This is a genomic window from Pseudonocardia xinjiangensis, assembly GCF_050948425.1.
GTDB lineage: Bacteria > Actinomycetota > Actinomycetes > Mycobacteriales > Pseudonocardiaceae > Pseudonocardia > Pseudonocardia xinjiangensis.
Genome location: NZ_CP192009.1, coordinates 7,591,474 through 7,612,792, shown reverse-complemented (window position 1 = coordinate 7,612,792; position 21,319 = coordinate 7,591,474). Strand labels below are relative to the sequence as shown.

The 21,319-nt window shown below is 72.2% G+C and carries 18 protein-coding genes and 1 pseudogene; 9 read left to right on the top strand and 10 right to left on the bottom strand.

Annotated features, from left to right (window positions below):
• Nucleotides 1-12: 12 nt before the first annotated feature.
• Nucleotides 13-660, bottom strand: coding sequence for a LysE family translocator (locus ACQPZA_RS36000; RefSeq protein WP_433276929.1), 648 nt, complete (start codon nt 658-660; stop codon nt 13-15).
• A gap of 160 nt (nt 661-820) precedes the next feature.
• Between ACQPZA_RS36000 and ACQPZA_RS35995 the strand changes: the two genes are divergently transcribed.
• Both ACQPZA_RS35995 and ACQPZA_RS35990 read left to right on the top strand, forming a co-directional pair.
• Nucleotides 821-1,804 carry an ATP-binding cassette domain-containing protein gene (locus tag ACQPZA_RS35995; protein WP_433276927.1) on the top strand — a complete coding sequence of 328 codons (984 nt, stop codon included), beginning with the start codon at nt 821-823 and terminating at the stop codon, nt 1,802-1,804.
• Entirely contained in the window at nt 1,801-2,592 is a 792-nt protein-coding gene (locus ACQPZA_RS35990; RefSeq protein WP_433276925.1) for an ABC transporter permease, read from the top strand. The genes ACQPZA_RS35995 and ACQPZA_RS35990 overlap by 4 nt, the downstream gene beginning before the upstream one ends.
• Before the next feature lie 7 nt (nt 2,593-2,599).
• Here ACQPZA_RS35990 and ACQPZA_RS35985 read toward each other — a convergent pair whose 3' ends face one another.
• On the bottom strand, nt 2,600-5,752 hold the full coding sequence (locus ACQPZA_RS35985; protein ID WP_433276923.1) for an ATP-binding protein: 3,153 nt from the start codon (nt 5,750-5,752) through the stop codon (nt 2,600-2,602).
• A gap of 51 nt (nt 5,753-5,803) precedes the next feature.
• Entirely contained in the window at nt 5,804-6,850 is a 1,047-nt protein-coding gene (locus ACQPZA_RS35980) for a cupin domain-containing protein (RefSeq protein WP_433276921.1), read from the bottom strand.
• 290 nt (nt 6,851-7,140) lie between these two features.
• On the opposite strand from ACQPZA_RS35980, the gene ACQPZA_RS35975 reads away from it, so the two are divergent.
• Nucleotides 7,141-7,728, top strand: coding sequence for a GNAT family N-acetyltransferase (locus tag ACQPZA_RS35975; RefSeq protein ID WP_425563865.1), 588 nt, complete (start codon nt 7,141-7,143; stop codon nt 7,726-7,728).
• Nucleotides 7,729-7,863: 135 nt separating this feature from the next.
• Here the strand turns inward: ACQPZA_RS35975 and ACQPZA_RS35970 are convergent, their stop codons facing one another.
• Nucleotides 7,864-8,112 carry a DUF1049 domain-containing protein gene (locus tag ACQPZA_RS35970; RefSeq protein WP_433276917.1) on the bottom strand — a complete coding sequence of 83 codons (249 nt, stop codon included), beginning with the start codon at nt 8,110-8,112 and terminating at the stop codon, nt 7,864-7,866.
• 282 nt (nt 8,113-8,394) lie between these two features.
• On the bottom strand, nt 8,395-8,601 hold the full coding sequence (locus ACQPZA_RS35965) for a hypothetical protein (protein WP_433276916.1): 207 nt from the start codon (nt 8,599-8,601) through the stop codon (nt 8,395-8,397).
• 28 nt (nt 8,602-8,629) lie between these two features.
• Here ACQPZA_RS35965 and ACQPZA_RS35960 point away from each other — a divergent pair, with 28 nt between their 5' ends.
• Both ACQPZA_RS35960 and ACQPZA_RS35955 read left to right on the top strand, forming a co-directional pair.
• Entirely contained in the window at nt 8,630-10,018 is a 1,389-nt protein-coding gene (locus tag ACQPZA_RS35960; protein WP_433276914.1) for an FAD-binding protein, read from the top strand.
• Between the two features lie 14 nt (nt 10,019-10,032).
• Nucleotides 10,033-10,545, top strand: a pseudogene (locus ACQPZA_RS35955) (GrpB family protein); the annotation flags it as partial.
• An 18-nt stretch (nt 10,546-10,563) separates the two neighbouring features.
• Here the strand turns inward: ACQPZA_RS35955 and ACQPZA_RS35950 are convergent.
• Both ACQPZA_RS35950 and ACQPZA_RS35945 read right to left on the bottom strand, forming a co-directional pair.
• On the bottom strand, nt 10,564-11,004 hold the full coding sequence (locus ACQPZA_RS35950; protein WP_433276912.1) for a DoxX family protein: 441 nt from the start codon (nt 11,002-11,004) through the stop codon (nt 10,564-10,566).
• Between the two features lie 111 nt (nt 11,005-11,115).
• Complete coding sequence (locus tag ACQPZA_RS35945; RefSeq protein ID WP_169394975.1) at nt 11,116-11,574, bottom strand: DoxX family protein; 459 nt, start codon at nt 11,572-11,574, stop codon at nt 11,116-11,118.
• 327 nt (nt 11,575-11,901) lie between these two features.
• Between ACQPZA_RS35945 and ACQPZA_RS35940 the strand changes: the two genes are divergently transcribed.
• Both ACQPZA_RS35940 and ACQPZA_RS35935 read left to right on the top strand, forming a co-directional pair.
• Nucleotides 11,902-12,747, top strand: coding sequence for a patatin-like phospholipase family protein (locus ACQPZA_RS35940; RefSeq protein ID WP_433276910.1), 846 nt, complete (start codon nt 11,902-11,904; stop codon nt 12,745-12,747).
• Nucleotides 12,744-13,748 carry a 1-acyl-sn-glycerol-3-phosphate acyltransferase gene (locus ACQPZA_RS35935; protein WP_433276909.1) on the top strand — a complete coding sequence of 335 codons (1,005 nt, stop codon included), beginning with the start codon at nt 12,744-12,746 and terminating at the stop codon, nt 13,746-13,748. Before ACQPZA_RS35940 ends, ACQPZA_RS35935 begins: the two co-directional genes overlap by 4 nt.
• Before the next feature lie 255 nt (nt 13,749-14,003).
• Here ACQPZA_RS35935 and ACQPZA_RS35930 read toward each other — a convergent pair whose 3' ends face one another.
• Nucleotides 14,004-18,380 (bottom strand): HAD-IC family P-type ATPase, encoded by a 4,377-nt coding sequence (locus ACQPZA_RS35930; RefSeq protein ID WP_433276907.1) that lies wholly within the window; start codon nt 18,378-18,380, stop codon nt 14,004-14,006.
• Between the two features lie 44 nt (nt 18,381-18,424).
• Nucleotides 18,425-18,847 carry a hypothetical protein gene (locus tag ACQPZA_RS35925; protein ID WP_433276905.1) on the bottom strand — a complete coding sequence of 141 codons (423 nt, stop codon included), beginning with the start codon at nt 18,845-18,847 and terminating at the stop codon, nt 18,425-18,427.
• Nucleotides 18,848-19,129: 282 nt separating this feature from the next.
• On the opposite strand from ACQPZA_RS35925, the gene ACQPZA_RS35920 reads away from it, so the two are divergent.
• Both ACQPZA_RS35920 and ACQPZA_RS35915 read left to right on the top strand, forming a co-directional pair.
• The gene (locus tag ACQPZA_RS35920; RefSeq protein ID WP_433276903.1) at nt 19,130-19,561 is read left to right on the top strand and encodes a DUF3618 domain-containing protein; all 432 of its coding nucleotides are present in this window, start codon (nt 19,130-19,132) and stop codon (nt 19,559-19,561) included.
• Between the two features lie 64 nt (nt 19,562-19,625).
• Complete coding sequence (locus ACQPZA_RS35915) at nt 19,626-20,549, top strand: Dyp-type peroxidase (protein ID WP_433276901.1); 924 nt, start codon at nt 19,626-19,628, stop codon at nt 20,547-20,549.
• A 21-nt stretch (nt 20,550-20,570) separates the two neighbouring features.
• On the opposite strand, the gene ACQPZA_RS35910 is transcribed toward ACQPZA_RS35915, so the two are convergent.
• Nucleotides 20,571-21,311 (bottom strand): Clp protease N-terminal domain-containing protein, encoded by a 741-nt coding sequence (locus tag ACQPZA_RS35910; RefSeq protein ID WP_433276899.1) that lies wholly within the window; start codon nt 21,309-21,311, stop codon nt 20,571-20,573.
• Nucleotides 21,312-21,319: the final 8 nt, after the last annotated feature.

Below are 21,319 nucleotides of genomic sequence, written 5' to 3'. Positions count from 1 at the left end.
GGTCGACCGCGCTCAGCGGCTAGAGACGGCCAGCCGCACGCCCAGGCCCACCAGGACGGAGCCGCTGACCGCCTCCAGCCGACGGCGTATCCGCGGCCGCCGGAACCAGGTGCCCGCCCGGGCCACTCCCGCGGCGATGGCGAGGTAGAAGGCGGTCTCCAGCACGACCTGCAGGAGTGCGAGCAACGCCGTGGTCGCGAACAGCGGCCGGTCCGGTGGCACGAACTGCGGATAGAAGGCGATCATGAACGCCGCGGCCTTCGGGTTGGCGAGCATCACGAGAGCGCCCTCGGCGAAAGCCGCATGACCGCTGCGCACACCGCCGGTCGGCAGCAGGTCCGGGTGGGCCGCGGCGTCCTGGCCCCGCGACCGCCACGCCGTCCGCCACGCCCGTACCCCCAGCACGACCAGCACCGCCGCGCCGACCACACGCAGCACGAGGTACGCCACCTCCGATGCGGCGACCAGTGCGGCGAAGCCGCCGGCCGCGAGCAACGCCCACACGTAGAGCCCGGCCTCCAGGCCGAGCACGGTGGGCACCGCGCCGCGGAAGCCGTGCAGCGCGGCCCGTCGCATGATCAAGGCCATCGCCGGCCCCGGCGACGCGGAGATCAGGAGCACCGCGATCACGAACGTCGACACGGAGGCGGCAAGATCCACCGCCCGATGCTGTCAGGGGGACGGCAGCGGGTGCCAGCGGATTCCGGCTGCGCAGCCTGCGGGAAAGGTCCTGAAACCGTGGTGAAGCCGCGCTGAATGCGCTGGGTCGCACGCTCTCGTCGTCGTGGCAACCAGGGCCACGCGGGAACACGAGGGGCCGATGAACACCACATCATCGCCGTCCGCGATCGCGGCGGCCGGACTGCGCAAGTCGTTCGGCGACAAGGTCGTCCTCGACGGTGTCGATCTGCGCGTCCCGGCAGGAACGGTCTTCTCGCTGCTCGGCCCGAACGGTGCCGGGAAGACCACTGCCGTCCAGATCCTGTCCACGCTCATCAGCGCCGACGCCGGCGAGATCCACATCGCGGGCCACGACCTGGCCCGGGACCCCGACGCCGTACGGGCCGTGATCGGCGTGACGGGACAGTTCTCCGCGGTGGACAACCTCCTCACCGGCGAGGAGAACCTCCAGCTGATGGTTGACCTGCACCATCTGGAGCGGGGGGAGGGCCGGCGCCGCGTGGCCGGGCTGCTGGACCGGTTCGACCTGCGGGACGCGGCCCGGCAGTCGCCCGCCACCTACTCCGGAGGGATGCGGCGCAAGCTCGACCTGGCGATGACGCTGGTCGGGGACCCGCGCGTGATCTTCCTCGACGAGCCGACCACCGGGCTGGACCCCCGCACCCGCCGCACGATGTGGGAGATCATCCGCGAGCTCGTGGCCGGCGGGGTGACGATCTTCCTCACCACCCAGTACCTCGAGGAGGCCGACCAGCTCGCCGACCGGATCGCGCTCCTCGACCACGGACGGATCGTGGCCGAGGGCACGGCGGCCGAGCTCAAGCGGATGGTGCCCGGCGGACACGTCAGCCTGCGGTTCACCGATCCCGCGCGGCTCGACGCCGCCGCCCGGGTCTTCGTGGGGTCCGCACGCGACGACGAGGCGCTCACCCTGCAGGTCGCGGGAGACGGTGACGTCCGGTCGTTGCGCGCTCTGCTCGACCAGCTGGACCGGGCAGCCATCGAGGTGGACGAGCTGACCGTGCACACCCCCGACCTCGACGACGTCTTCCTGGCCCTCACCGGCCGCCCCGCCGAAGAGCAGCAGCCGCAGCCTCAGCCGCAGAAGGAGCTTGCCCGATGACCACGCTCGCCTACGCCGCCCGTGACTCGCGGACGATGTTGCGCCGCAACGTGCGCCGCATGGTCCGCTACCCGTCGCTGACCCTGATGCTCATCGGGATGCCGGTGGTCTTCCTGCTGCTGTTCGTCTACGTCTTCGGAGGCACCCTCGGGGCCGGGCTCGGCGGGCCGGCCGGCGGCCGTGCCGACTACGTCGCCTACGTGGTGCCCGGGGTCCTCGCGATGACGGTGGCGGCGGCAGCGCAGGGCACGGCGATCTCGGTCTCCATGGACATGACCGAGGGCATCATCGACCGGTTCCGCACCATGGCCATCTCCCGCGCATCGGTGCTCACCGGCCACGTGGTCGGCAGCATGATCCAGACACTGCTCGGCATCGTGGTGGTCTTCGCGATCGCCGTGCTCGTCGGCTTCCGGACCACCGCGGGCGTGGGGGGACTGCTCGGGGCGCTCGGTCTGGTCGTGCTCTTCACGCTCGCGCTCACCTGGCTGTCGGTCGCGTTGGGCCTCAACGCGAAGAGCGTCGAGACCGCGAGCAACACCCCGATGTTCCTGGTGCTGCTGCCGTTCCTGGGCAGTGGGTTCGTGCCCACCGACTCGATGCCGGCCGCCCTGCGCTGGTTCGCCGAGTACCAGCCCTTCACCCCGGTCATCGAGACGCTGCGCGGCCTGCTGACGGGCAGCGCGGCCGGTGGCAGCACGGTGCTCGCGATCGCCTGGTGCGTGGTGATCGCCCTGGCCAGCTACCTGTGGGCGAAGCGGCTCTTCACCCGGGAACGGACCCGGTAGGGCGGGCTCACGGCCGTGCCGACAGAGCCTGAAGGGCGGCTCCCCGCAGCTCGTCGCGACCCAGTCCGGCGTACCTCGACACCGCGTCGAGGTACGCCGGACCGTCGGCATGTTCTGCCGCGGCGCGGGCCCGGGCCGACGACATCGTCGGCTGGAACGTCCGTACGAAGTGGAACCGCTCGGCGAGGGCGACGAGCCGTACCCCCGACACGGTCGCGCGGGTGTCCCCGAGACGCCGTCCACGATCGAGATCCACCATCGCCAGCGCCAGCAGGAGCGCACCGTGCAGCGGTAGCTCGACGAAGTGGCCCGGCTGCCGCTGGGCGGGCTGGGCGAGCATCGTCGTGAGGGTCCGCGGCAGCTCCTGGGTGATCTCCTCGACGAGATCGAGCCGGCCGTGCCGGGCGTGCGCGACGACGGTGGCGGCGAGGACCTCGACCAGCCACGGACCCACACCGATGGCCCCCTCCGCGGGATGCCGCAGGCGGTCGACCGCGCAGCGCCAGAGCTCCAGACCGGCGTCGACCTCGCCCCGGAGGAGCAGGATCTCCGCGCGCGCGATGAGGTCCTCCCGGAACGGTGAGGCCGTCTCGTCCGTCAGGTCGGCGGTCGCCTCCTTCCACCGGCGCTCCGCCTCGTCGACGTCCTCGAGCTGCAGGTCGGTGAGGACCTGCGACCACCGGACGCCGGTCTCGAACAGCCCCATCTCCTCGAGCAGCGAGGCCTCCTCGAGGTGGTGCCGAACCTCGGCGCCGCGCTCCTCCTGCAGGAACAGCTCGGCGAGCCGGGCGTGAGCGGTCGCCCGGAGCCAGGGGGTCGCCGGTCCCTCGAACGCGGCCACCATCCGTTCGGCGGCCGCGACGGCGCCCGCGCGATCGCCCTCGTGCTGCCGGACGTAGCTGGCAAGGCCGCTCGCGATCCCGGCGAGGCACGGCTCGCGGCTGGTGGACATCGCGTCGAGCACCGTGCGGTCCGGGCCGGAGAGCTCCCGGGCCTGCAGGAGCACCGCGGCGACGGCCCGCATCGGCGTGTTCGGCGGAGCGGGAGGAAGCCGGTGCAGCACCACCAGCGCGCGCACCGCGCGGGGTCCTTCCAACATGAACGTGGTCGCGGCGGAGATCGCGGCAGCCGTCCGCGTGACCTCGACGAGCCCGGGCGCGGGCCGGAAATGCGACAGGGTCCACGCCGTTTCCTCGGCCAGCGCCGCCAGCCGGGGGTGGTTGGCCTCGACGAGCCACAGGGCCGCCAGCACGGCCGTGGTGGCGGCGACGGTGGCGCCGTCGCCACGGGCGAGCCCCAGCCGCAGTGCCTGCACCAGGTTGTCCTGCTCGGCCCGGATGTGTGCCGCGGCTCCGACGGGGTCGGCACCCAGCGGCGACTCGTGTTGCGCGATGCCGAAGTCGCGGGCCCACGCGAGTAGCCCGGCGACGGTGCGCTCGTCCTCGCCTGCCTCGTGCCGGCGCGCGGCGCTGAACTCCCGGACCGTCTCCAGCATGCGGAAACGCGTCCCCGACGGCGTGTCGGTGACCTTCAGCAGCGACTGGTCGACCAGATCCTCCAGGACGGCGAGCGTGCCGTCGCCGCCCAGGAGGTGCTCCGCGGCCTCGGCCGCGAACCCGTCCGGGAAGATCGACAGCGCGCGCATCGCGGTGCGGTCAGCGGGGTCGAGGAGGTTCCAGCTCCAGTCCACCACGGCGTGGAGGGTGCGGTGTCGCTGCGGTGCGTCCCGCGGGCCGCCCTGCAGCAGCGCGAAGCGGTCCTCCAGGCGCCGGGCGATCTCGGCGACCGACAGCACCCGCACCCGGGCCGCGGCCAGCTCCACGGCGAGCGGCAGCCCGTCGAGGTGCCGGCACAGCTCCACCACGGCCGCGGCGGGGAGATCGACGCCGGGACGGGCGGCCCGCGCCCGGCTGCGGAACAGCTCGACCATGGTCGGCAGGTCCAGCTCCGGCAACGCGTACACCGACTCCGACGAGAGGCCGAGCGGGGCGCGGCTCGTGGTGAGCACGCGCAGCTCGCCGGTCATCGAGACCAGCGCCTGTACGAGCTCGGCGGCGCCGTCGAGGACGTGCTCGCAGTTGTCCAGCACCAGCAGCGCGGGCCCGGTGCCCAGAGCGCCGAGGAGGCCGCTGAGCACATCCGGCTGGAGGGTGCGATGCGCGAACGGCGCTCGCCGCGACTCGCGGACGTCGAGCACCGAGGCAACCTCGGCGGCCACGTCGTCGTCCGTCGCGACGCCGGCCAGCCCGACGAAGTGCACGACGCGCTGCTCCGCCTGCCGGCTCACGACGTGCGCGAGCCGCGTCTTGCCGAGGCCGCCCGGTCCGACGATCGAGGTCACGCGGGACGTCCGCAGCAGGGTGGCCACCGCGACGACGTCGTCGTCGCGGCCGAGCAACGCGTTGGGCTCGTGCACGACCCCGTGCCGGACGGCGGGCGCCTGGCCCTGCAGGAGCTGCTGGTGGAGGGCCTGCAGCGCCGGGCCGGGGTCGGTTCCGAGCTCCTCGCGCAGCCCGCGGCGGTAGGCGTCGAACCGGGCCAGGGCCGCCGAGGGTCCGGTCGTGGCCGCCTCGCAGCGCAGCAGCTCCAGCAGCACCTCCTCGTCCCGCGGCCGCTCCACGGCGAGCCGGGCGAGCCCGTCGAGCGCGTCGGCGTGCCGGGCCACCCGGGCGAGCGCCAGTGCCCTGGCCCGCACCAACGCCCGGTACGTCGGCAGCCGCTCGGCGCGCAGGGCCGACACCGGATCGTCCGCCATCGCGTCGCCGTCGGTGCTGCCCTCCCACAGCGCGAGTCCCGCCTCCGCCTGCGCCAGTGCGGCGGCGTGGTCGCCGGCCCGGGCGTGCTGAGCGCTCGCCGACGCGCGCAGCAGCAGCGCCGATGCGTCGACCTGGTCCTCGCCGAGGGACAGCCGGTAGCCGGTGGGTGTGCTGGCGATGACGCCGGCGCCCAGCAGGGCGCGGGTACGCGAGACGAGCACCTGGAGCGCCTTGGTCGGGTTCTCCGGCTGCTCGTCCGGCCAGAGTCCCTCCACGAGCCGGGCGGTGCTGCAGCCCGTACGCAGGTCGGCGGCGAGCAATGCGATCAGGCCGCGGAGCCGAGGGCCGGTGATCTCCTGCCCGCGGAACGCGACCCGCGGCAGGAGGGCCAGCTCGGTGGTCACCGCCGTAGGTTAGAGGGGAGAACCAGCTGGCGTCGGCCATGCGGTGGACTCTCAGGTGTCCGATCCGGGAAGGTCTTCGCGCAGCAGGCCGAGGGCCTGCAGGGCGGGGCGGTTGCTGCAGGCGAAGAGCACGGCGTCCTCGCCCGCGGAGGTGTTGACGAACCGGTGGGCCTGCCAGCCCGGCACGGCGATCACGTCCTTGGGGGCGAAGTCGAAGCGCTCGTCGCCGATCTCCATGTACCCCTCGCCGTGCACGACGTGCACGATCGTGCTCGCCGTGGTCCGTCGGGCGCGTCCGTGGAAGCGCGGCCGGAGCCTGCTGATCTTGCAGTCGATGGTGGGCAGCACCGGGCCGCCGGTCCACGGGTTCGTGTACTCCAGGACGATCCCCTCGGACTCGCTGCCCTCGGCGTCGTCGGCGATCGCGGCGAATGCCCGCGCCGTCTCCTGCCAGGGATAGTTGCCCACGGGCGACGCAGGCCCGGCCGCCGGCAGCCACGCCGGGTTGAGGCGGCCGTGGATGAACTGGCGGCTCGACAGATCATCGGGCACGAGCGATTTCTGCGAGCGATCCCCGAACAGTTCGAAGAAGCCGGCTTCGAACGAGTTGGTCAGCGGGAAGTCGAGGCCGTCCAGCCAGATCATGGGGCGGTCGCCCTCGTGGTAATGGTCGTGCCAGTGCATCCCCGGTGTCATGAGCAGGTCACCGGGGTTCATGTGTACCCGCTCGCCGTTCACCGTCGTGTAGGCCGACTCACCCTCGATGATGAAGCGGAAGGCGTTGGCGGTGTGGCGGTGGGCCTGGGCGGTCTCACCGGGAAGGATGATCTGGAGCCCGGCGAACAGGCTGTTCACCGTGGCCGGTGGGTCCTGCATGCCCGGATTGATCAACATCAGTACCCGGCGCTCGGCCTCCTCCAGTGAGAGTGTGTCGGCGAAGTGCAGGGCGAGGGGCCGCAGCGCCGCGTACTGCCAGCGGTGCGGCCGGGCGGCGCTGCGCGGCTCGCGGAGGAAGAGGTCTCCGAAGTATCGCCACAGCGGTGCAGAATCGAGGCCGGCGAGCGCGTCGTAGGCCGCGTCCGTCTTGGCTGCAGACATTTCTTCCTCTTTACTCAACCCGTGAGAAATGGTTGACCGATAAGATGCTCCGTGTACGGAGCAATAATTGCACGCTATGGGGAAACGGGCCCCAGTGCAAGCTCGCTGCCGGTGATCTGCCCGTCCGCGGGGCCGGCTGTCGACGAGTGACCGCGCACGTGGCCTCCGCGCGTCGGTGATGGTCGTGGTCGCGCGTCGCCGGGCCTCGCTACCGGTTCGGACATCGAGGACCAGGACCGATCGATCCGAGACACTCTACTTTGCATACAGTATGCCGTAACGTGTCGGCGGTGACCGATGCCTGGAAGCACCGTCCGACGATGTCCGGGGAACACGTCCGGCTCGAACCACTGACAGCGGAACACGCCGGAGGCCTGTACAAGGCGGGTTCCGACCCCGCCGTATGGACCTGGCTCGCCGTCCGCCAGCCCGACGACATCGGGGGGATGCGCAAGCTCGTCGACAACATCCTCGCCGACGGCACCCGGCTCGCCTGGGCGCAGGTGGATGCCGCGACCGGGGAGGTCGCCGGCACGACGTCCTTCTATCAGATCGACGCGAACCATCGGATCCTGTCGATCGGTCACACCTGGATCGGCAAGCCGTGGCAGCGCACCCCGCTCAACAGCGAGTCGAAGCTGTTGATGCTGCGCCACGCGTTCGAGGAGCTGAGCGCCAACCGGGTCTCGCTGGAGACCGACATCCGCAACGAGGCGTCGCAGCGCTCGAACGAGCGTCTCGGAGCGCAGCGGGAAGGCGTGCTGCGGGCCCACCGGATCCGGCCGGACGGCACTCTGCGCGACACCGTGGTCTATTCCGTGATCGCCGAGGAATGGCCGGGCGTGCGCGAGAGCCTGGTGGCGCGCCTCGCCCGCTGAGCGCGGATGCCGCGGCGGCGGGCACCACGACGGGGCACAGGTCCCGACGGTGTTCGCCGCCGCAGGCTGCTTACGGTCTCGAGCTCATTCTCTCGGGCATGCAGGCGACCAACAGCCGGTGATCGGCCCCGGGCCTCAGCTCCGCCGTCGCCAGACGAGGCCGACGATGAGGCCCACGAGGAACATGGCGGTGAGGGCCGCCCACAAGGGCATGACGACAATCGGGATGATCACCCGGATGGCGGCCGGTTCGCGGTTCTCGATGATGAACACGAAGGTGAGGAGCAGCAGTACGGCGCCGATCAGAACCCGGGCGGACGGCCGCCGCCGGTTCTGATCGCTGCGCTTCGACGCTGCCTTCCCATGCGCTGCCGGATCGGTCATCGCGGGGCCTCCCCGCCCGTTCGCCCCGTCACGGACGTACTCGGCCGCCCTGCTGCAGGAGACACGTCGTGGGTCGCCATCGCCGGTCCCAATCCCGTCCTGTCCGGCCGCGGTTCGACCGGGCGTGGGGCACCACCATCACCCGGTGCGCGGGGCGGCGGATCATCCGAAAAGTGTGATTCGGGTCCTCTCCGGTACTCGCGACCGCGCCGAACCGGTGCCGGACCTGCCTCGCGACGGCGTCGCGGGTGGTTCGGACGCAGGCCCTGATGGGCACCATGGTCACCAGTTGCCCATTCCGGTGAATTCGGATGACTCGGTTGCGCAATCAGTCGGCCCGAAAACCTTGCGATCTTCATCACCGCGGCCGCGTCTGGTTTCGCTGACCTCCACCCAGCAGGCTGATGGGGCGCGCTGATCGTGGATGCCTTTTCCGCTGCAGACCGACCTGCCGGTGAGAAGTGGCAGACGCACGTTGCTGGTGTCCATTCTCATCACCCGTCTGGAAGTGATGGCGTTGGCTTCCGTACTGAGTTCCCGTCACGTGCTCGCGGCCGCCGTCGACGGCCCGGTCCTTCTTCCCGGCGATGACGGTTTCGCCGAGGAGGTGGCCACCATCAACCTTTCCGTGCGCCATCGGCCCGCGGTGGTCGTGGGCGCCATGAGCGCGGCCGACGTCCAGGCGGCCGTGCGCTTCGCTGCCGCGCACGACCTTCCCGTGGCCGTCCTCCTGACCGGGCACGGACCGTCGGTGCCCATCGACTCCGGGGTCCTGGTGAACACCCGGCGGATGACCGGACTCACGATCGACCCGGTCGCCCGGACCGCCAGGGTCGAGGCCGGGGTGTGCTGGCAGCAGGTCGTCGACGAGGCCGCGAAATCGGGGCTCGCCCCGCTGGCCGGGTCGTCACCGACGGTCGGCGTGGTCGGGTACACGCTCGGCGGCGGGATCAGCGCCACCCTGGCACGCGCGTTCGGATGGGCCGCCGACCACGTCCGCCGGATCGACGTGGTGACCGCGGACGGGCAACTCCACCACGTGACGCCGGGTTCCGAGCCGGACCTGTTCTGGGCGCTGTGCGGCGGCAAGAGCAACTTCGGTGTGGTGACGGCGCTGGAGTTCACGCTTTTCCCGGTCACCCGCTTGTATGCCGGGAACCTGTTCTACTCCGGCGAGCACACCCGTGAGGTGCTGCGCGCCTATCAGAAGTTCGCGGCGCAGGCGCCCGATGACCTGACCTCGTCGATCGCCCTCCTCCGGATGCCCGACCTTCCGTTCATTCCCGAGTTCATGCGGGGAAAGCTGACCGTCAACATCAGGATCTCCTACCTGGGTTCGAAACACGAAGGCGAGGAGCTGATCGCGCTGCTGAGGGCGGCGGCGCCGGTGCTGCTCGACACGGTCGCCGACATCCCCTACGCGGATTCCGCCTCCATGTTTCCGGACTCCGGCGAGCCGGTCGCCGCGGTCGAGCACTTCGCACTGCTCACCGCGATGACGGCCGCGACGGCGGATGCCATCACGGAGGTCGCCGGTCCGGGTGCCGACTCCCGGATCTCGATCATCGACATCCGCCAGATGGGCGGCGCGCTCGCCGGGACCGCCGGGAACCGCAACGCGGTGGGGAACCGGGACGCGGCCTTCGCCGTCTTCGCCCTGACCTTCGTCCCGCCCGGTGAGGTCGCCGGGTCCGAGGCGTCCGGCCTGGAACTGATGGAGGGGTTGCGTCCCTGGGTCAGTCCCCGGAAGCACCCGAGCTTCCTCTCACCCGCGGACGCTGCGGTGGAGGAGACGCGCAAGGCTTTCGACGACGCGACCTACCAGCGTCTCCGGTCGCTCAAGGCCGAGTACGACCCGGCCAACATGTTCCGGTTCAACCACAACATCCCGCCTGGGGGCTCGTAGCCCATCCTTGGGCGGTGACGGAACCGGGGCAGTGGCCGCGCTGGGCGACGGAACCCGTGGAGGTGGTCGACCACGACCCGCCCTGGCTCAGCCGCGGTGAGCTCGTCGCCGGCCAACTCGGCCGGCTCCTGGCGGAGTGGCTCACCCGTCCTGTTGAGCACATCGGTTCGACGGCCGTCCCCGGACTCGCTGCCAAGCCGATCATCGACGTGCAGGCGGCCGTGCCCGACTTCTCCTGCACGGCACACGTCGCGGATGTGCTGGCTCCGGCGGGCTGGCACGTCGTGCCCGCGGAGCTCGACCGACGGCCGTGGCGTCGCTTCTTCGTGCTCGTCGAGGACGACCGGCGCGTTGCGCACCTACACCTGATGATCGACTGAAGTCCGCGATGGCACGAACAGCTCGTCTTCCGCGATGCGCTGAGGAGCGACGCCGACCTCAGAAGGCGGTACGCCCGGACCAAGCAGGAACTGGCGTCCCGGCACGCGAATGATCGCGAGGCGTACTCGCACGGCAAGGCCGAGTTCGTCGCGACCGTGGTGGGATCAGGCGGCCACGTCCGAGCGTTCCGGGCGCTTCCTGGCCGCCAGCACGCCGTCGATGCTGAAGCGACCGGCACCGACCGCCGCGATCAGCAGCGCGACCACGCCGATCAGACCGACGAGCTCCCAGCCGCCGCTCTGGACGAAGACACCGTTGCTGATGTGGACGAAGACCAGGGCGCCTGCCATGTCCAGGGCGACGAGGATCGCGGCCACCGCGGTGGCCAGGCCGACCAGCAGCAGTAGCCCTCCGCCGATCTCGGCGACCGTGGCGTAGAGAGCGGAGACCGTCGGGAGCGGGATGCCCATCGCCTGGAACGACGCGGTGGTGCCGCCGATGCCGTCGGTGACCAGCTTCTGGAGGCCGTGCGCCATGAGCACGACACCGAGCAGGACGCGGGCGACGAGGACGGCGATGTCATCGGTGGGCTTGGGCAACGTCATGGGGAGCCTCCAGAGGCACGTGCGGGGATCGGACCGTCGATGTGAGGGGAGGACGCACCTGCGGCGTTCGCCGGGGTGCATCGGCACGGCGGCGCCGTGCTCCCGTCCCCGTCAGGTCGTCCCGAAGGCCGGGGGCCGCTGCTGGGGCACCGACTCACGCGTCCGCATCAGATGGGCGACGCTGTAGCGCCCCGGCCCGGTGGCCGCGATGGCGAGGAGCCCCGCGCCGAGCACACCGACGAGCTCCCAGCCTCCGTCGCCGACGAAGATGCCGTGGGGGATGTGGACGAAGATCGCGGCGCCCGCCATGGTGACGAGCTCCAGCGAGGCGACGAGCAGGGTGGCCACCCCCGCCACCATCAGCACGCTGCCGGCGAACTCGACCACCGTCACGAACGAGGCGGAGACGATGGCGAGCGGGATGCTCATGTTCTCGAACCCGGCCGAGGTCTGCCCGATCCCGTCGATCGCCAGCTTCTGAAAGCCGTGGGCGAACATCACGACGCCGATCACGACACGCGACAGCAGCAGCATCCAGTCGCGTGACGGCGCGGGCAGGGATCGGAACATCGGGAACTCCAGGGATGACTCGGTGATCAGCCTGACAGGAGGCTGCTATCAGTCAACTCAGCAGCGCTGTCCGGGCTCCGCCGCCCCGCCGTCGGCGCGGCCATCGCACGGATGGCAGCGACGAGCAGCAGGCAGGGCGTCACTTCGCGCACGACCGCAGGTGTCCGGTCGGTCACCCCTTGATCGACACCGTTGGGCGCTCAGCGTGGAGATCTTGTATCACTTCCCGTGTTCTGTCCCCCGGACACGGGAGCGTGCTCCCGGCCCGTCGTGATCGTGGCCGCCTTGTCCTGTGCTGATCGGTGGCGGCTGGCAGCATGGCGGTCGATGGCTGGCACCGCGATCGTCCTCGGTGGGGGTGGCGTGCTCGGCGCCGTCCAGGTCGGCATGCTCCGCGCGCTCGTCGAGGCCGGAGTACGTCCCGACCTGGTGCTCGGCACGTCGGTCGGAGCGATCAACGGTGCGGTCCTCGCCGCGCTGCCGCCTGACGACGTGCCCGACCGGCTCACCGCGCTGTGGTCCTCGGCCGAGGCCAGGGCCGTGTTCGCGGCGGGCACGATCGGACGGTTGCGGGAGCTCGCTCGAAGTCGGGTCGCGGCGCATCCCTCGACGCCGCTGCGCCGGGCGCTGACCGCCGTGCTCGGGGACCGGCGGATCGAGGATCTCCCGGTCCGCTTCCTGTGCTGCGCGGCCGGGATCGAGCAGTCCGCGGAACACTGGTTCGACCGCGGCCCGATCGTCGATGCGGTCATGGCCTCGGCTGCCGTGCCCGGGCTGCTGCCGCCCGCGGTCGTCGAGGGCCGCCACTACATGGACGGTGGCCTGGTGAACAGCATCCCCTTGGGCCACGCCGTCGAGCTGGGCGCTGACCGGATCTTCGTGCTGCACGTCGGTCGGGTCGACCAGCCGCTCCGACCGCCGCGGCAGCCGTGGGAAGTGGCGATGGTGGCCTTCGAGATCGCGCGCCGACACCGCTACGCCCGCGATCTGGCCGCCGTTCCCGACGGCGTCACGGTGCACGTGCTGCCGGCAGGCGAAGGAGCCGCGCCCCGCTGGGACAGCCGCGCCGCGCTGCGTTACCGCGACGTCGGGACCACCGCGAAACGGATCGCCACTGCGTACCGGGCGTCCGTCGAGTACCTGGACGCCTCGCTCGGCAGCGACCACCGGTGACGCCACCGCCTCGCTGGGTCCGGCGGACGATGCTCGCACCCGCCGTGGTGCTGATGACCGTCGCTGTGGTCACCACGCTGCCGATGTGGTTGCTGCTCGCGGCCGCCCTGTCGCCGTTCCTTCCCGGCCGGTGGCGTCCGCTGCGCGTGCTGTGGGTGGCGGTCGTGGCGATGGTGCTCGACAGCGTGGTGCTGGTGGTCCTGTTCGTGTTGTGGCTGGTGTCGGGGTTCGGGCTGCTGGTGCGCTCCCCGCCGTTCCAGTATCTGCACTACCGGCTCGTGGGCTGGTACCTGCAGGTGCTCTACGGCGAGGCGGTCCGGGTGCTGCGCCTGAAGGTCGAGGTGGAGGGCCCCGACCCCGACGAGTACCTCGACCGTCCGCTGCTCGTGTTCTGCCGCCACGCCGGCCCGGGCGACTCGTTCCTCCTGGTCCACGCGCTGGTGAACTGGTACGCGCGGGAGCCGCGCATCGTGCTGACCGCGGCCCTGCAGTGGGATCCGGCGCTCGACGTGGTGCTCAACCGGCTGCCCACCCGGTTCCTGCCGGCCGGCGGCGGAGCACAGCTGCAGCGACGGATCGGCGAGCTCGCCACCGCGCTCGACCACAACGACGCGTTCGTGATCTTCCCCGAGGGTGGCAACTTCACCGAGCGCAGGCGGCTGGCCGGAATCAAGCGACTGCGGGCGCGGGGCCTGGAGCGCATGGCGCGCCGTTCGGAGGCCATGCGGCACGTACTGCCGCCGCGTCCCGGCGGAGTCCACGCGGCGCTGGCCGCGGCTCCCGAGGCCGACGTCGTGTTCGTCGCGCACTCCGGACTCGACCACCTCTTCACCGTGGCCGACATCTGGCGGGAGCTCCCGCTCGACGCGACCGTGCGGATGCGCTGGTGGCGGGTGCCCGCGGCCGACGTACCGTCCGGCGAGGAGGACCAGGTGGAGTGGCTCTACCAGTGGTGGGCGAAGATCGACCACTGGATCGAGGAGACCCGCAGGCTGCCCTGAGCGAACGACACCGCGCCACCCGCCGGGTGGATCGGCGATCGGGTCAGGCGGCAGCGGGCTGCAGCGATCCCCAGAACGACCTGGCGACCCGCACCGCGAGCCGTTCGAGAAGTGCTGCTGCGACCGCGACGAGCACCGCGGTGAAGAAACCGGTCATAGCTTCCGCCTTCCGATGGCTGTCCAGGATCGGTGACGGTGGTGAGCGATGGGCGCACCCGGGCTGGATGTCCGATGGCGAGAAGATGACGAGCGCGTTCAGCCGGGGGCGACGAGACGTTGCGCCACGAGCTGTGCGGCGGTGGCCGCCACCGCCGCGGTGAGCGCGATCGCCCACTGATGCGGCAGGAGTGGCCGCGACCCGACGGCGTGGCTGAGCCCGGGGATCTGGACGGCGACGGCGAGCAGTGCCATCGAGCCGACGACCGACGCGGCGACGAGCGGGGTGCGCCCGCGGACGGCGAGGGTCTGCCCGAGCTGCGCGCCGACGAGCGCGACGAGTCCCGTGGTGCCGGCCTGGCCCGGTGTGCTGACGGGGCGGCTCACCAGCCATGCGGCGCCTGCGGCGGTCGCCGTGATGACGGCGCGGACCTGGATGTCGCGGATCAGGGCGCCGCCGAGTGAGGTCTCGGGTCCTTCGGCGAGGAGCTGCTCGGGGGTGGCGGCGGGCGGCGGGCGGACGGCGACGGCCATCGCGGGCAGGACGTCGGTGAGCAGGTTGATCAGCAGGAGCTGCCGCGCGTTCAGCACGCCGCTGCCTCCCGCGAGCCCGGTGGCGAGGGTGTAGACGATCTCGCCGAGGTTCCCGCCGAGGAGGATCGACAGGGCGTCGCGGACCGATGACCACATGCCGCGGCCCTCGACGATCGCATCGGTGATGGTCTCGATGCGGTCGTCGGTGACCACGAGGTCGGCCGCCTCGCGCGCGGCCGGCGTGGCTCTGGCACCCAGCGCGATGCCCACGTCGGCCAGGCGGATGGCGGGCGCGTCGTTGGTGCCGTCGCCGGTGACGGCCACCGCGAGACCCCGCTGTTGCAGCAGCCGGACGATCCGTGCCTTCTGCGAGGGGCTGACGCGTGCGAACACCGCCGTGCGCGGCAGGGTGTCGGTGAGCTGGGCGTCGGTGAGCTCCTCGAGCTCGACGCCGGTCATGACCGTGCGTCCGTTGAGGGCATCCAGCTCGGCGGCGATGGACTGGGCCGTGCTGGGGTGGTCGCCGGTGATCATGACGATCTCGACACCCGCGGCGCGCAGGGTGGCCACCGCATGGGCGGCGGTCGGGCGGACGGGGTCGACGAGCGCGACGAGACCGCGGAACTCCAGGTCCCGGACGTCGGCCTCGGCCAGCCGGGTCTGGTGGGGAACGCGCCGCTGGGCGACGGCGAGTACGCGGTGTCCCTCCCGCGCCAGGCGGTGCACCTCCTCGTCGATGGCGGCGCGCGTGGCGTCGTCGAGCGGGTGGGCGTCCTCCTGCCGCTTGCGCGTGCTGCAGAGGGGCAGCACGACCTCGGGTGCGCCCTTGACGCTGATCCGCTCGCCGCTGTGACCGCGCCAGAGAGTGGCGTGGTACGCGCGGCTGGACTCGAAGGGGAGCTCGTCGAGCTGCTCGACCAGCGCGTGCCCGTTCTCCGCGCTCACCCCGATGGCGTCGGCGCCGCGCAGCACGGCCCGGTCGGTCTGGTGGGTGACCTGGTGCGGGTCGGCCCGGAACGGGCTGGCGCGCACCGCGACGGCGACGACGTCCTGCAGGTCGCGAGGGAGCGGCTCGTCGACGGTGGCGGTGTCGGTCCCGTCGGACACCTGCCGGAGACTGATCCGGCCCTCGGTGAGGGTGCCGGTCTTGTCGAAGCACAGCACGTTCACCCGGCCGAGGGCCTCGATCGTCGACGGGTTGCGCACCAGTGCGCCGCGGGCGGACAGTCGGCGGGCGGCCGCGAGCTCCGCCACCGTCGCCACGAACGGCAGCCCTTCGGGCACGGCGGCCACCGCGAGGCTGACCGCCCGGGACAGTGCCACCCCCGTCGGCTGCCGGCGCAGGAGGTCCACCGCCATCAGCACGACGCCTGCGCCGAGCGAGATTGGCAGGGTGCGGGCCGTGAGCTTGCGCAACCGGATCTCCACGCCGGTCGGGGGCGCCTGCTCGCCGTCGTGGTGCAGCGCCCGACCGGCCTCGGTGTGGCTACCGGTCGCGACGACCGCCGCCTCGGCCCGCCCGGCGGCGACCACCGTGCCCTCGTAGAGCATCGAGCGCCGGTCGGCGAGCGTCCGGGCGTTCGTCGCGCGGTTCGACTTCGCCACCGGCACCGACTCGCCCGTCAGGGACGACTCGTCCACCTCCAGGTCGTGCCCGGAGAGCACCCGGCAGTCCGCCGGGACCGCGTCACCGGCCTGCAGCCGGATCACGTCACCTCGGACCAGCTCGTCGGCGCGCAGCTCCACCTCGGACTCACCCCGGCGGACGTGCACCCGGGACGCGCTGCTGTGCCGCAGGGTGCGCAGCGCCCGCTGCGCGGCGACCCGTTGCACCCCACCGATGAGCGCGTTCACCGCGAGCACGGTGGTGATCAGCAGCGGGTCGAGGATCGAGCCGGTGGCCGCCGAGACCCCGGCCCCGGCGGCGAGTGCGGGGGTGAGCGGGTTGGCGAGCTCCTCCAGGGTCGCCCGGCCGAGACCGGCCGCGTCGGGGTCGCCGGGCGTGGACCGCTCGTGGTGGCGCCGCCGCGACTCCACCTCGGAGAGACCGGTCGGTGTGCTGCGCAACGCGCCCAGCACCGCCCCGGCCGACATGGCGTGCCACGGCGTCCGGTCGGCCGGCACCGGGTCGGGGCGCCGGTCGAGCGTCGTCGCCGACCAGACGCCGAGGCCGAGCGCGAGCAGCGCGGCGGTGTGCACGGGGATGGCGGCGCGGCTCGCCGCGCCGGTCGGGGGCCCGAGCACGGCGAGCAGGGCTCCGAACCCCGACCCCGCCACGGCGAGCTGCGCGGCGCGGCGGCTCACCTGCCGAGCCGCGCCGGCGGCGTTCAGGAGCAGGCACACCTCGCCCGCCGACCGGGTCAGCACGTCCGCCGTCCACGGCGGGGTCTGCCGGGGCGTCACGGTTCCGATGCCCACGTCGGCGGCGACGAGCGCGCCGTGGTGGGTCCCGCTGACCACGGCGACCACGTGACCGTCGGCCTGGAGCGCCCGTACCGCGCCGACCAGCCCGGCCCCGCCGGCGACGGCCCCGTCGAGCTCCAGGCGCCGGGCCAGCTCGGTAGGACCTCCGACGAGAACCAGGCCGGCCCGTGCGGCGGCCGCCACGACCGCCTCGGCGAACGGATCGAGCGCCGGTGAGACGCCGACGAGGGCGACCGGATCGCCGTCGCGGCGCAGGGTGAGCATGATCGACGACCGCCGGGAGAGCGCGGTGGCCGCCTCGCCCGTCCGTTCCGCCGCCTCCGGGCCGGTCGGCGCGACCGCCCATCCCTCCTGCGCACTCGGACGTCGTGGCCTGCGCACGTCGATCAGGTCGTGGGCCCGCTCGACGAGCTCGGCCGGATCGACGCCCTCGCCGATCGGCATCACCTCGTCGATGCCGTGGCGGCCGGTGAGCAGGATCTCCGAGTCCAGCACGATCGTGTCGACGCGGTCGAGCCTGCGCAGCACGTGGCGGTCGAGGACGAGGGTGCCCCTCGCGGCGGCGGCGCGGTCGAGCTGGGCGGCGAACCCCTCCCGCCCCGACCGCGCGGCCTTGGGTGCGCCGAGAGCGAGTGCGGTGGTGACCAGCGGCATCGACCGGGTGGCGGCGAACAGCGCCGCGGCGCCGCCGAGAGCGGCCACGCCGGACCGGTCGGCGACCTTCTCCACCGGTCCTGGCGGCAGGGGCGCCGGGCGGGGGCCGACCGGGTGGGCCGCAGCCCGATGGGCGCCCTCCTGACCGGCAAGAGCGCCGTCCCACACCGTCCACGCCCGACGGCGGGCCTGGCTCTCCTGGTAGAGGAGGTAGCGCTGGCAGGCGTCGACGACGAGCCCGATCGGCCGCTTGCCCAGCCCGTTGGACATCGCGGCGCCCGTGCTGAGCAGCGCCTCGGCGACGGGCTCGCCGACCGCCGCCTCGACGAGTCCGCGCAGGCGGGGGGTGGCGTCGACGAGCGCGAGGATCGACGACGGCAGCGCGATCGGCGCGGCGGGCAGCGCGCTGCCCACGGTCGTGTAGACCAACCCGACGGCATGGAGGCCGAACAGGGCGGCCTCCTGCAGCGCCCGGCCGGCGGCTCCCGGGTGGTCCTGGTCGGTGTGCGGCTCCGACGCGAGCCCGTGGTCCTCCTCGACCTCCTGCACGAGGTCCAGCACCTCGGACACGGGGAGCAGGTCCGGATCGAACTCGACCAGCACATGGCCCAGCGCCGCGTTGACCTCGGCCCGGCAGACGCCCTCGTTGGCGAGAAGCCGGTCCTCGATGGCGGTGGTCGGCGCGTCGCCGGTGTGGAGTCCGCGGACGGGGACGTGCACCCGCCCGTCCGACACCGAGGTGGCGCCGGAGGTGGTGGCCGAGATCAGCTCGGCCACCCCACTCGCAGCGCCGGCGATCGTGCCCACGGCGGCACCGGCCAGGTCGAAGACGCTCTGCAACACCAGTGCCTCGCAGCCAAGCATGAGGACGAGCCGCGACCTGGCGCGGCTCGTCCTGACGGATCAGGTCAGTTCTGTGCCTTCCCCGCCTGGGGCGGCGACCCCGGTGTCGTCGTCGAACCCGTCGTCTCGGCCTGCGCGGGTGGCAACGCCGCGCGGGGCCGGGGATCCGCCGAACCCCGGCTGGCCAACGCGCTGCCGATGCCGATGGCCGCCGCCACCGGCCACTCGAGCACGCCGACGACGGCGGTGGCCGCCAGACCGCCGAAGAACAACATCGACTTCGTCGACGGCAGCATCGACCGCGCTCCACGTGCGGCGGCGTCGAGGTCCCCGCGGCTCGGCGCATGCAGATCCGGCACGCGGAACTGGGCGGTCACGAACGGCAGGTTCACCGTGGCCGACCGGTGGCCTTCGAACCGGCCCTCGGCCGGGCGGCCCGGGCGCACGTCTTCGGGCTGGTTCTGGATCGTCCTCGCCTTGGCCGTCACTGCCCACCTCGCTCTGCACTCGATCATGGATATGAACAACAGAGCGTTTCCGGGGTGGCCGACAGGAAAACATGAGGCGGCGAAATTGCGCCGAATGGAACGGGAGAAATCTCGCTGGAACGGCATCCGGCGCATTTCGTTCATGGTCGTGGTCCCCATTCGGCGGCGGCGCCGGCCGTGGCTCTCCTGGGTGCCATTGCCGATGTTCGCGGTTGGCCGGCCGGAGAAACGGTCATCCAGGTGGGTGGCGACGCCATGTGGGATCAGGAGGAGGGCACCACGATGAGCACGGGTGCGACGGGCAGGGAGCCCGACGACGCCGGCGAGGAGACGGTGCCCGTGGCACCGGACCGACCGGTGGTCGACGGGAGAGGGAAGTCGTCGGAGGAGCTCCGCGAGGAGGTCGTCGAGCTGGACGACGATCGGCTGCGGCATATCGACGAGCTCCGTGCGGAGCTCGGTGACACCGTCGAGGAGCTCGTGGCGCGCCTGGACGTCCCGGCGCGGGTGCAGGCCAAGAAGGTGGAGACGGTCGCGGCGGCCCAGCAGCAGTTCGACCGGATGTACCGGCTCGCCGTCGAGAAGGCCGAAGCCGTCCGGAAGATTCTTCGGGACCGGCCGGGTGCGGTGGCCGGTGCGGCCGCTGCCCTGTTGCTCCTCGTCGTGCTGCGCAGGCGGCGGAAGGCCAGGGTCACGGCCGCCGACGGCGTCTGATCGCCCGATCGGTGCCCGAACACACAGCCGGGGCGGCAGCGCGCCCAGTGTGGACACTGCCAGCATGGTCGTCGTGAATGCGCAGCCGGGAATCTTCGCCCTGGGTACACCGGAGCACGGGTATCAGGAGTTCGACCTCCTGCCCGGAGCGCAGCCGGTCGATCTCGTCACGGCCGCGGCCTCGCTGGTGGGACCGTTGTCGACCACGGGTGGCGTCAACCTCGTCGTCGGTTTCCGGCCCGAGCTCTGGGCGGAGGTGGCCGATCCCGCCGAGGTGCCGTCGGGCGCCCGCGGCTGGGAGGAGGGCATCGCCGGTCCTGACGGCTTCACCATGCCCGCCACCCAGCACGACGCCTGGCTGTGGACGGCGGGTGGGGACCGCACGGCGGTGTTCGACAACGGACGAGCGATCGTCGACGGCCTCTCGGCGGTCGCCCGGCTGCGACGGGAGACGGCCGGCTGGCTGTACCGCCACGACCGCGACCTCACCGGGTTCATCGACGGCACCGAGAACCCGTCGCTGCTGGAGGCCCCGGAGGTCGCGCTGGTGCCCGGCGGCAAGCCGGGGGCGGGCAGCAGCGTCGTCCTCGTCCAGCTGTGGGAGCACAGCACGACTGCGTGGGAGAAGCTGCCGCAGGAGGAGCAGGAACGGGTCATCGGCCGGACCAAGCCCGACAGCATCGAGTTCGACGACGAGACGATGCCCGCCGACAGCCACGTCTCGCGGTCGACGCTGGAGGTCGACGGGCAGGAACTGGACATCTTCCGGCGCAACGTCGCCTACGGAACCGCCACCCGGCACGGCACGGTGTTCGTCGGATTCAGCTGCGAGCAGTTCCGGCTCGAGGAGATGCTGCGGCAGATGGCGGGCGTCGGCGACGGGATCCGCGACGCGCTGACCCGCTACACCCAGCCCGTCTCCGGGGGCTACTACACCGTCCCCTCCATCGACGCGCTCCGGCGGTTCGCGCCTCCCGAGGACGACTGACGAGCCCCGGGCGCCCCCCGTCTACTGCTGCTCGTCGGCGGCCGCGCGGGCGGCCACGGCGGCGGTGATGGTGGCTTCGGCGCCTTCCTTGGTGACACCGAGGCCGCCCAGCACGCCCGCGCCGTTCTCGAGCTCGAGAAGCGCGAGCAGGATGTGCTCGGTCCCGACGTGGTCGTGGCCCAGCCGCAGGGCCTCCCGGAACGTCAGCTCCAGCGCCTTGCGTGCCTGCGGGTCGAACGGGACGAGGTCGGGCACCGGATCGGCTGCGGGGGGCAGGGCCGCCACGACCGCCTGGCGCACCGTCTCCAGCTCCACGCCCTGCGCGACGATCGCCTGCGCGCCGAGCCCGTCCGGCTGGCCCAGCAGACCCAGCACGAGGTGCTCGGGTCGGATCGTGTCGTTCCGGGCGGCATGGGCCTCGTTCTGGGAGACGACCACCACGTTTCTCGCCCGGTCGGTGTACCGGCTGAACCCCTGATCGGGATCGAGGTCGGCCGGCTCACCGGGTCCCTTCGGCACGAAGCGCTTCTGCGCCGCCTGCTTGGAGACCCCCATGCTGCGGCCGATCTCCGTCCAGGACGCGCCGGAGCGTCGTGCCTGGTCGACGAAGTGGCCGATGAGGTGGTCGGCCAGGTCGTCGAGGGCCTCGGCGGTGATGACTGCGGTGGACAGCTGGTCGAGAGCGCCGGTGTGGACCTTCTTGATGCCGTCGATCAGGTCGTCGAGTCGGACCGGGTTGGCGATGCGGACGCGGTTCGTCATGCGTCAAC

What these genes read in the sequence shown, in the direction of transcription:
- ACQPZA_RS35950 (WP_433276912.1), bottom strand. Translation starts at nt 11,004, where the DNA reads ATGACGTTGCCCAAGCCCACCGATGACATCGCCGTCCTCGTCGCCCGC.
- ACQPZA_RS35920 (WP_433276903.1), top strand. Translation starts at nt 19,130, where the DNA reads ATGAGCACGGGTGCGACGGGCAGGGAGCCCGACGACGCCGGCGAGGAG.
- ACQPZA_RS35940 (WP_433276910.1), top strand. Translation starts at nt 11,902, where the DNA reads ATGGCTGGCACCGCGATCGTCCTCGGTGGGGGTGGCGTGCTCGGCGCC.
- ACQPZA_RS35930 (WP_433276907.1), bottom strand. Translation starts at nt 18,380, where the DNA reads ATGCTTGGCTGCGAGGCACTGGTGTTGCAGAGCGTCTTCGACCTGGCC.
- ACQPZA_RS35980 (WP_433276921.1), bottom strand. Translation starts at nt 6,850, where the DNA reads ATGTCTGCAGCCAAGACGGACGCGGCCTACGACGCGCTCGCCGGCCTC.
- ACQPZA_RS35965 (WP_433276916.1), bottom strand. Translation starts at nt 8,601, where the DNA reads ATGGACACCAGCAACGTGCGTCTGCCACTTCTCACCGGCAGGTCGGTC.
- ACQPZA_RS35995 (WP_433276927.1), top strand. Translation starts at nt 821, where the DNA reads ATGAACACCACATCATCGCCGTCCGCGATCGCGGCGGCCGGACTGCGC.
- ACQPZA_RS35970 (WP_433276917.1), bottom strand. Translation starts at nt 8,112, where the DNA reads ATGACCGATCCGGCAGCGCATGGGAAGGCAGCGTCGAAGCGCAGCGAT.
- ACQPZA_RS35910 (WP_433276899.1), bottom strand. Translation starts at nt 21,311, where the DNA reads ATGACGAACCGCGTCCGCATCGCCAACCCGGTCCGACTCGACGACCTG.
- ACQPZA_RS35915 (WP_433276901.1), top strand. Translation starts at nt 19,626, where the DNA reads ATGGTCGTCGTGAATGCGCAGCCGGGAATCTTCGCCCTGGGTACACCG.
- ACQPZA_RS35945 (WP_169394975.1), bottom strand. Translation starts at nt 11,574, where the DNA reads ATGTTCCGATCCCTGCCCGCGCCGTCACGCGACTGGATGCTGCTGCTG.
- ACQPZA_RS35990 (WP_433276925.1), top strand. Translation starts at nt 1,801, where the DNA reads ATGACCACGCTCGCCTACGCCGCCCGTGACTCGCGGACGATGTTGCGC.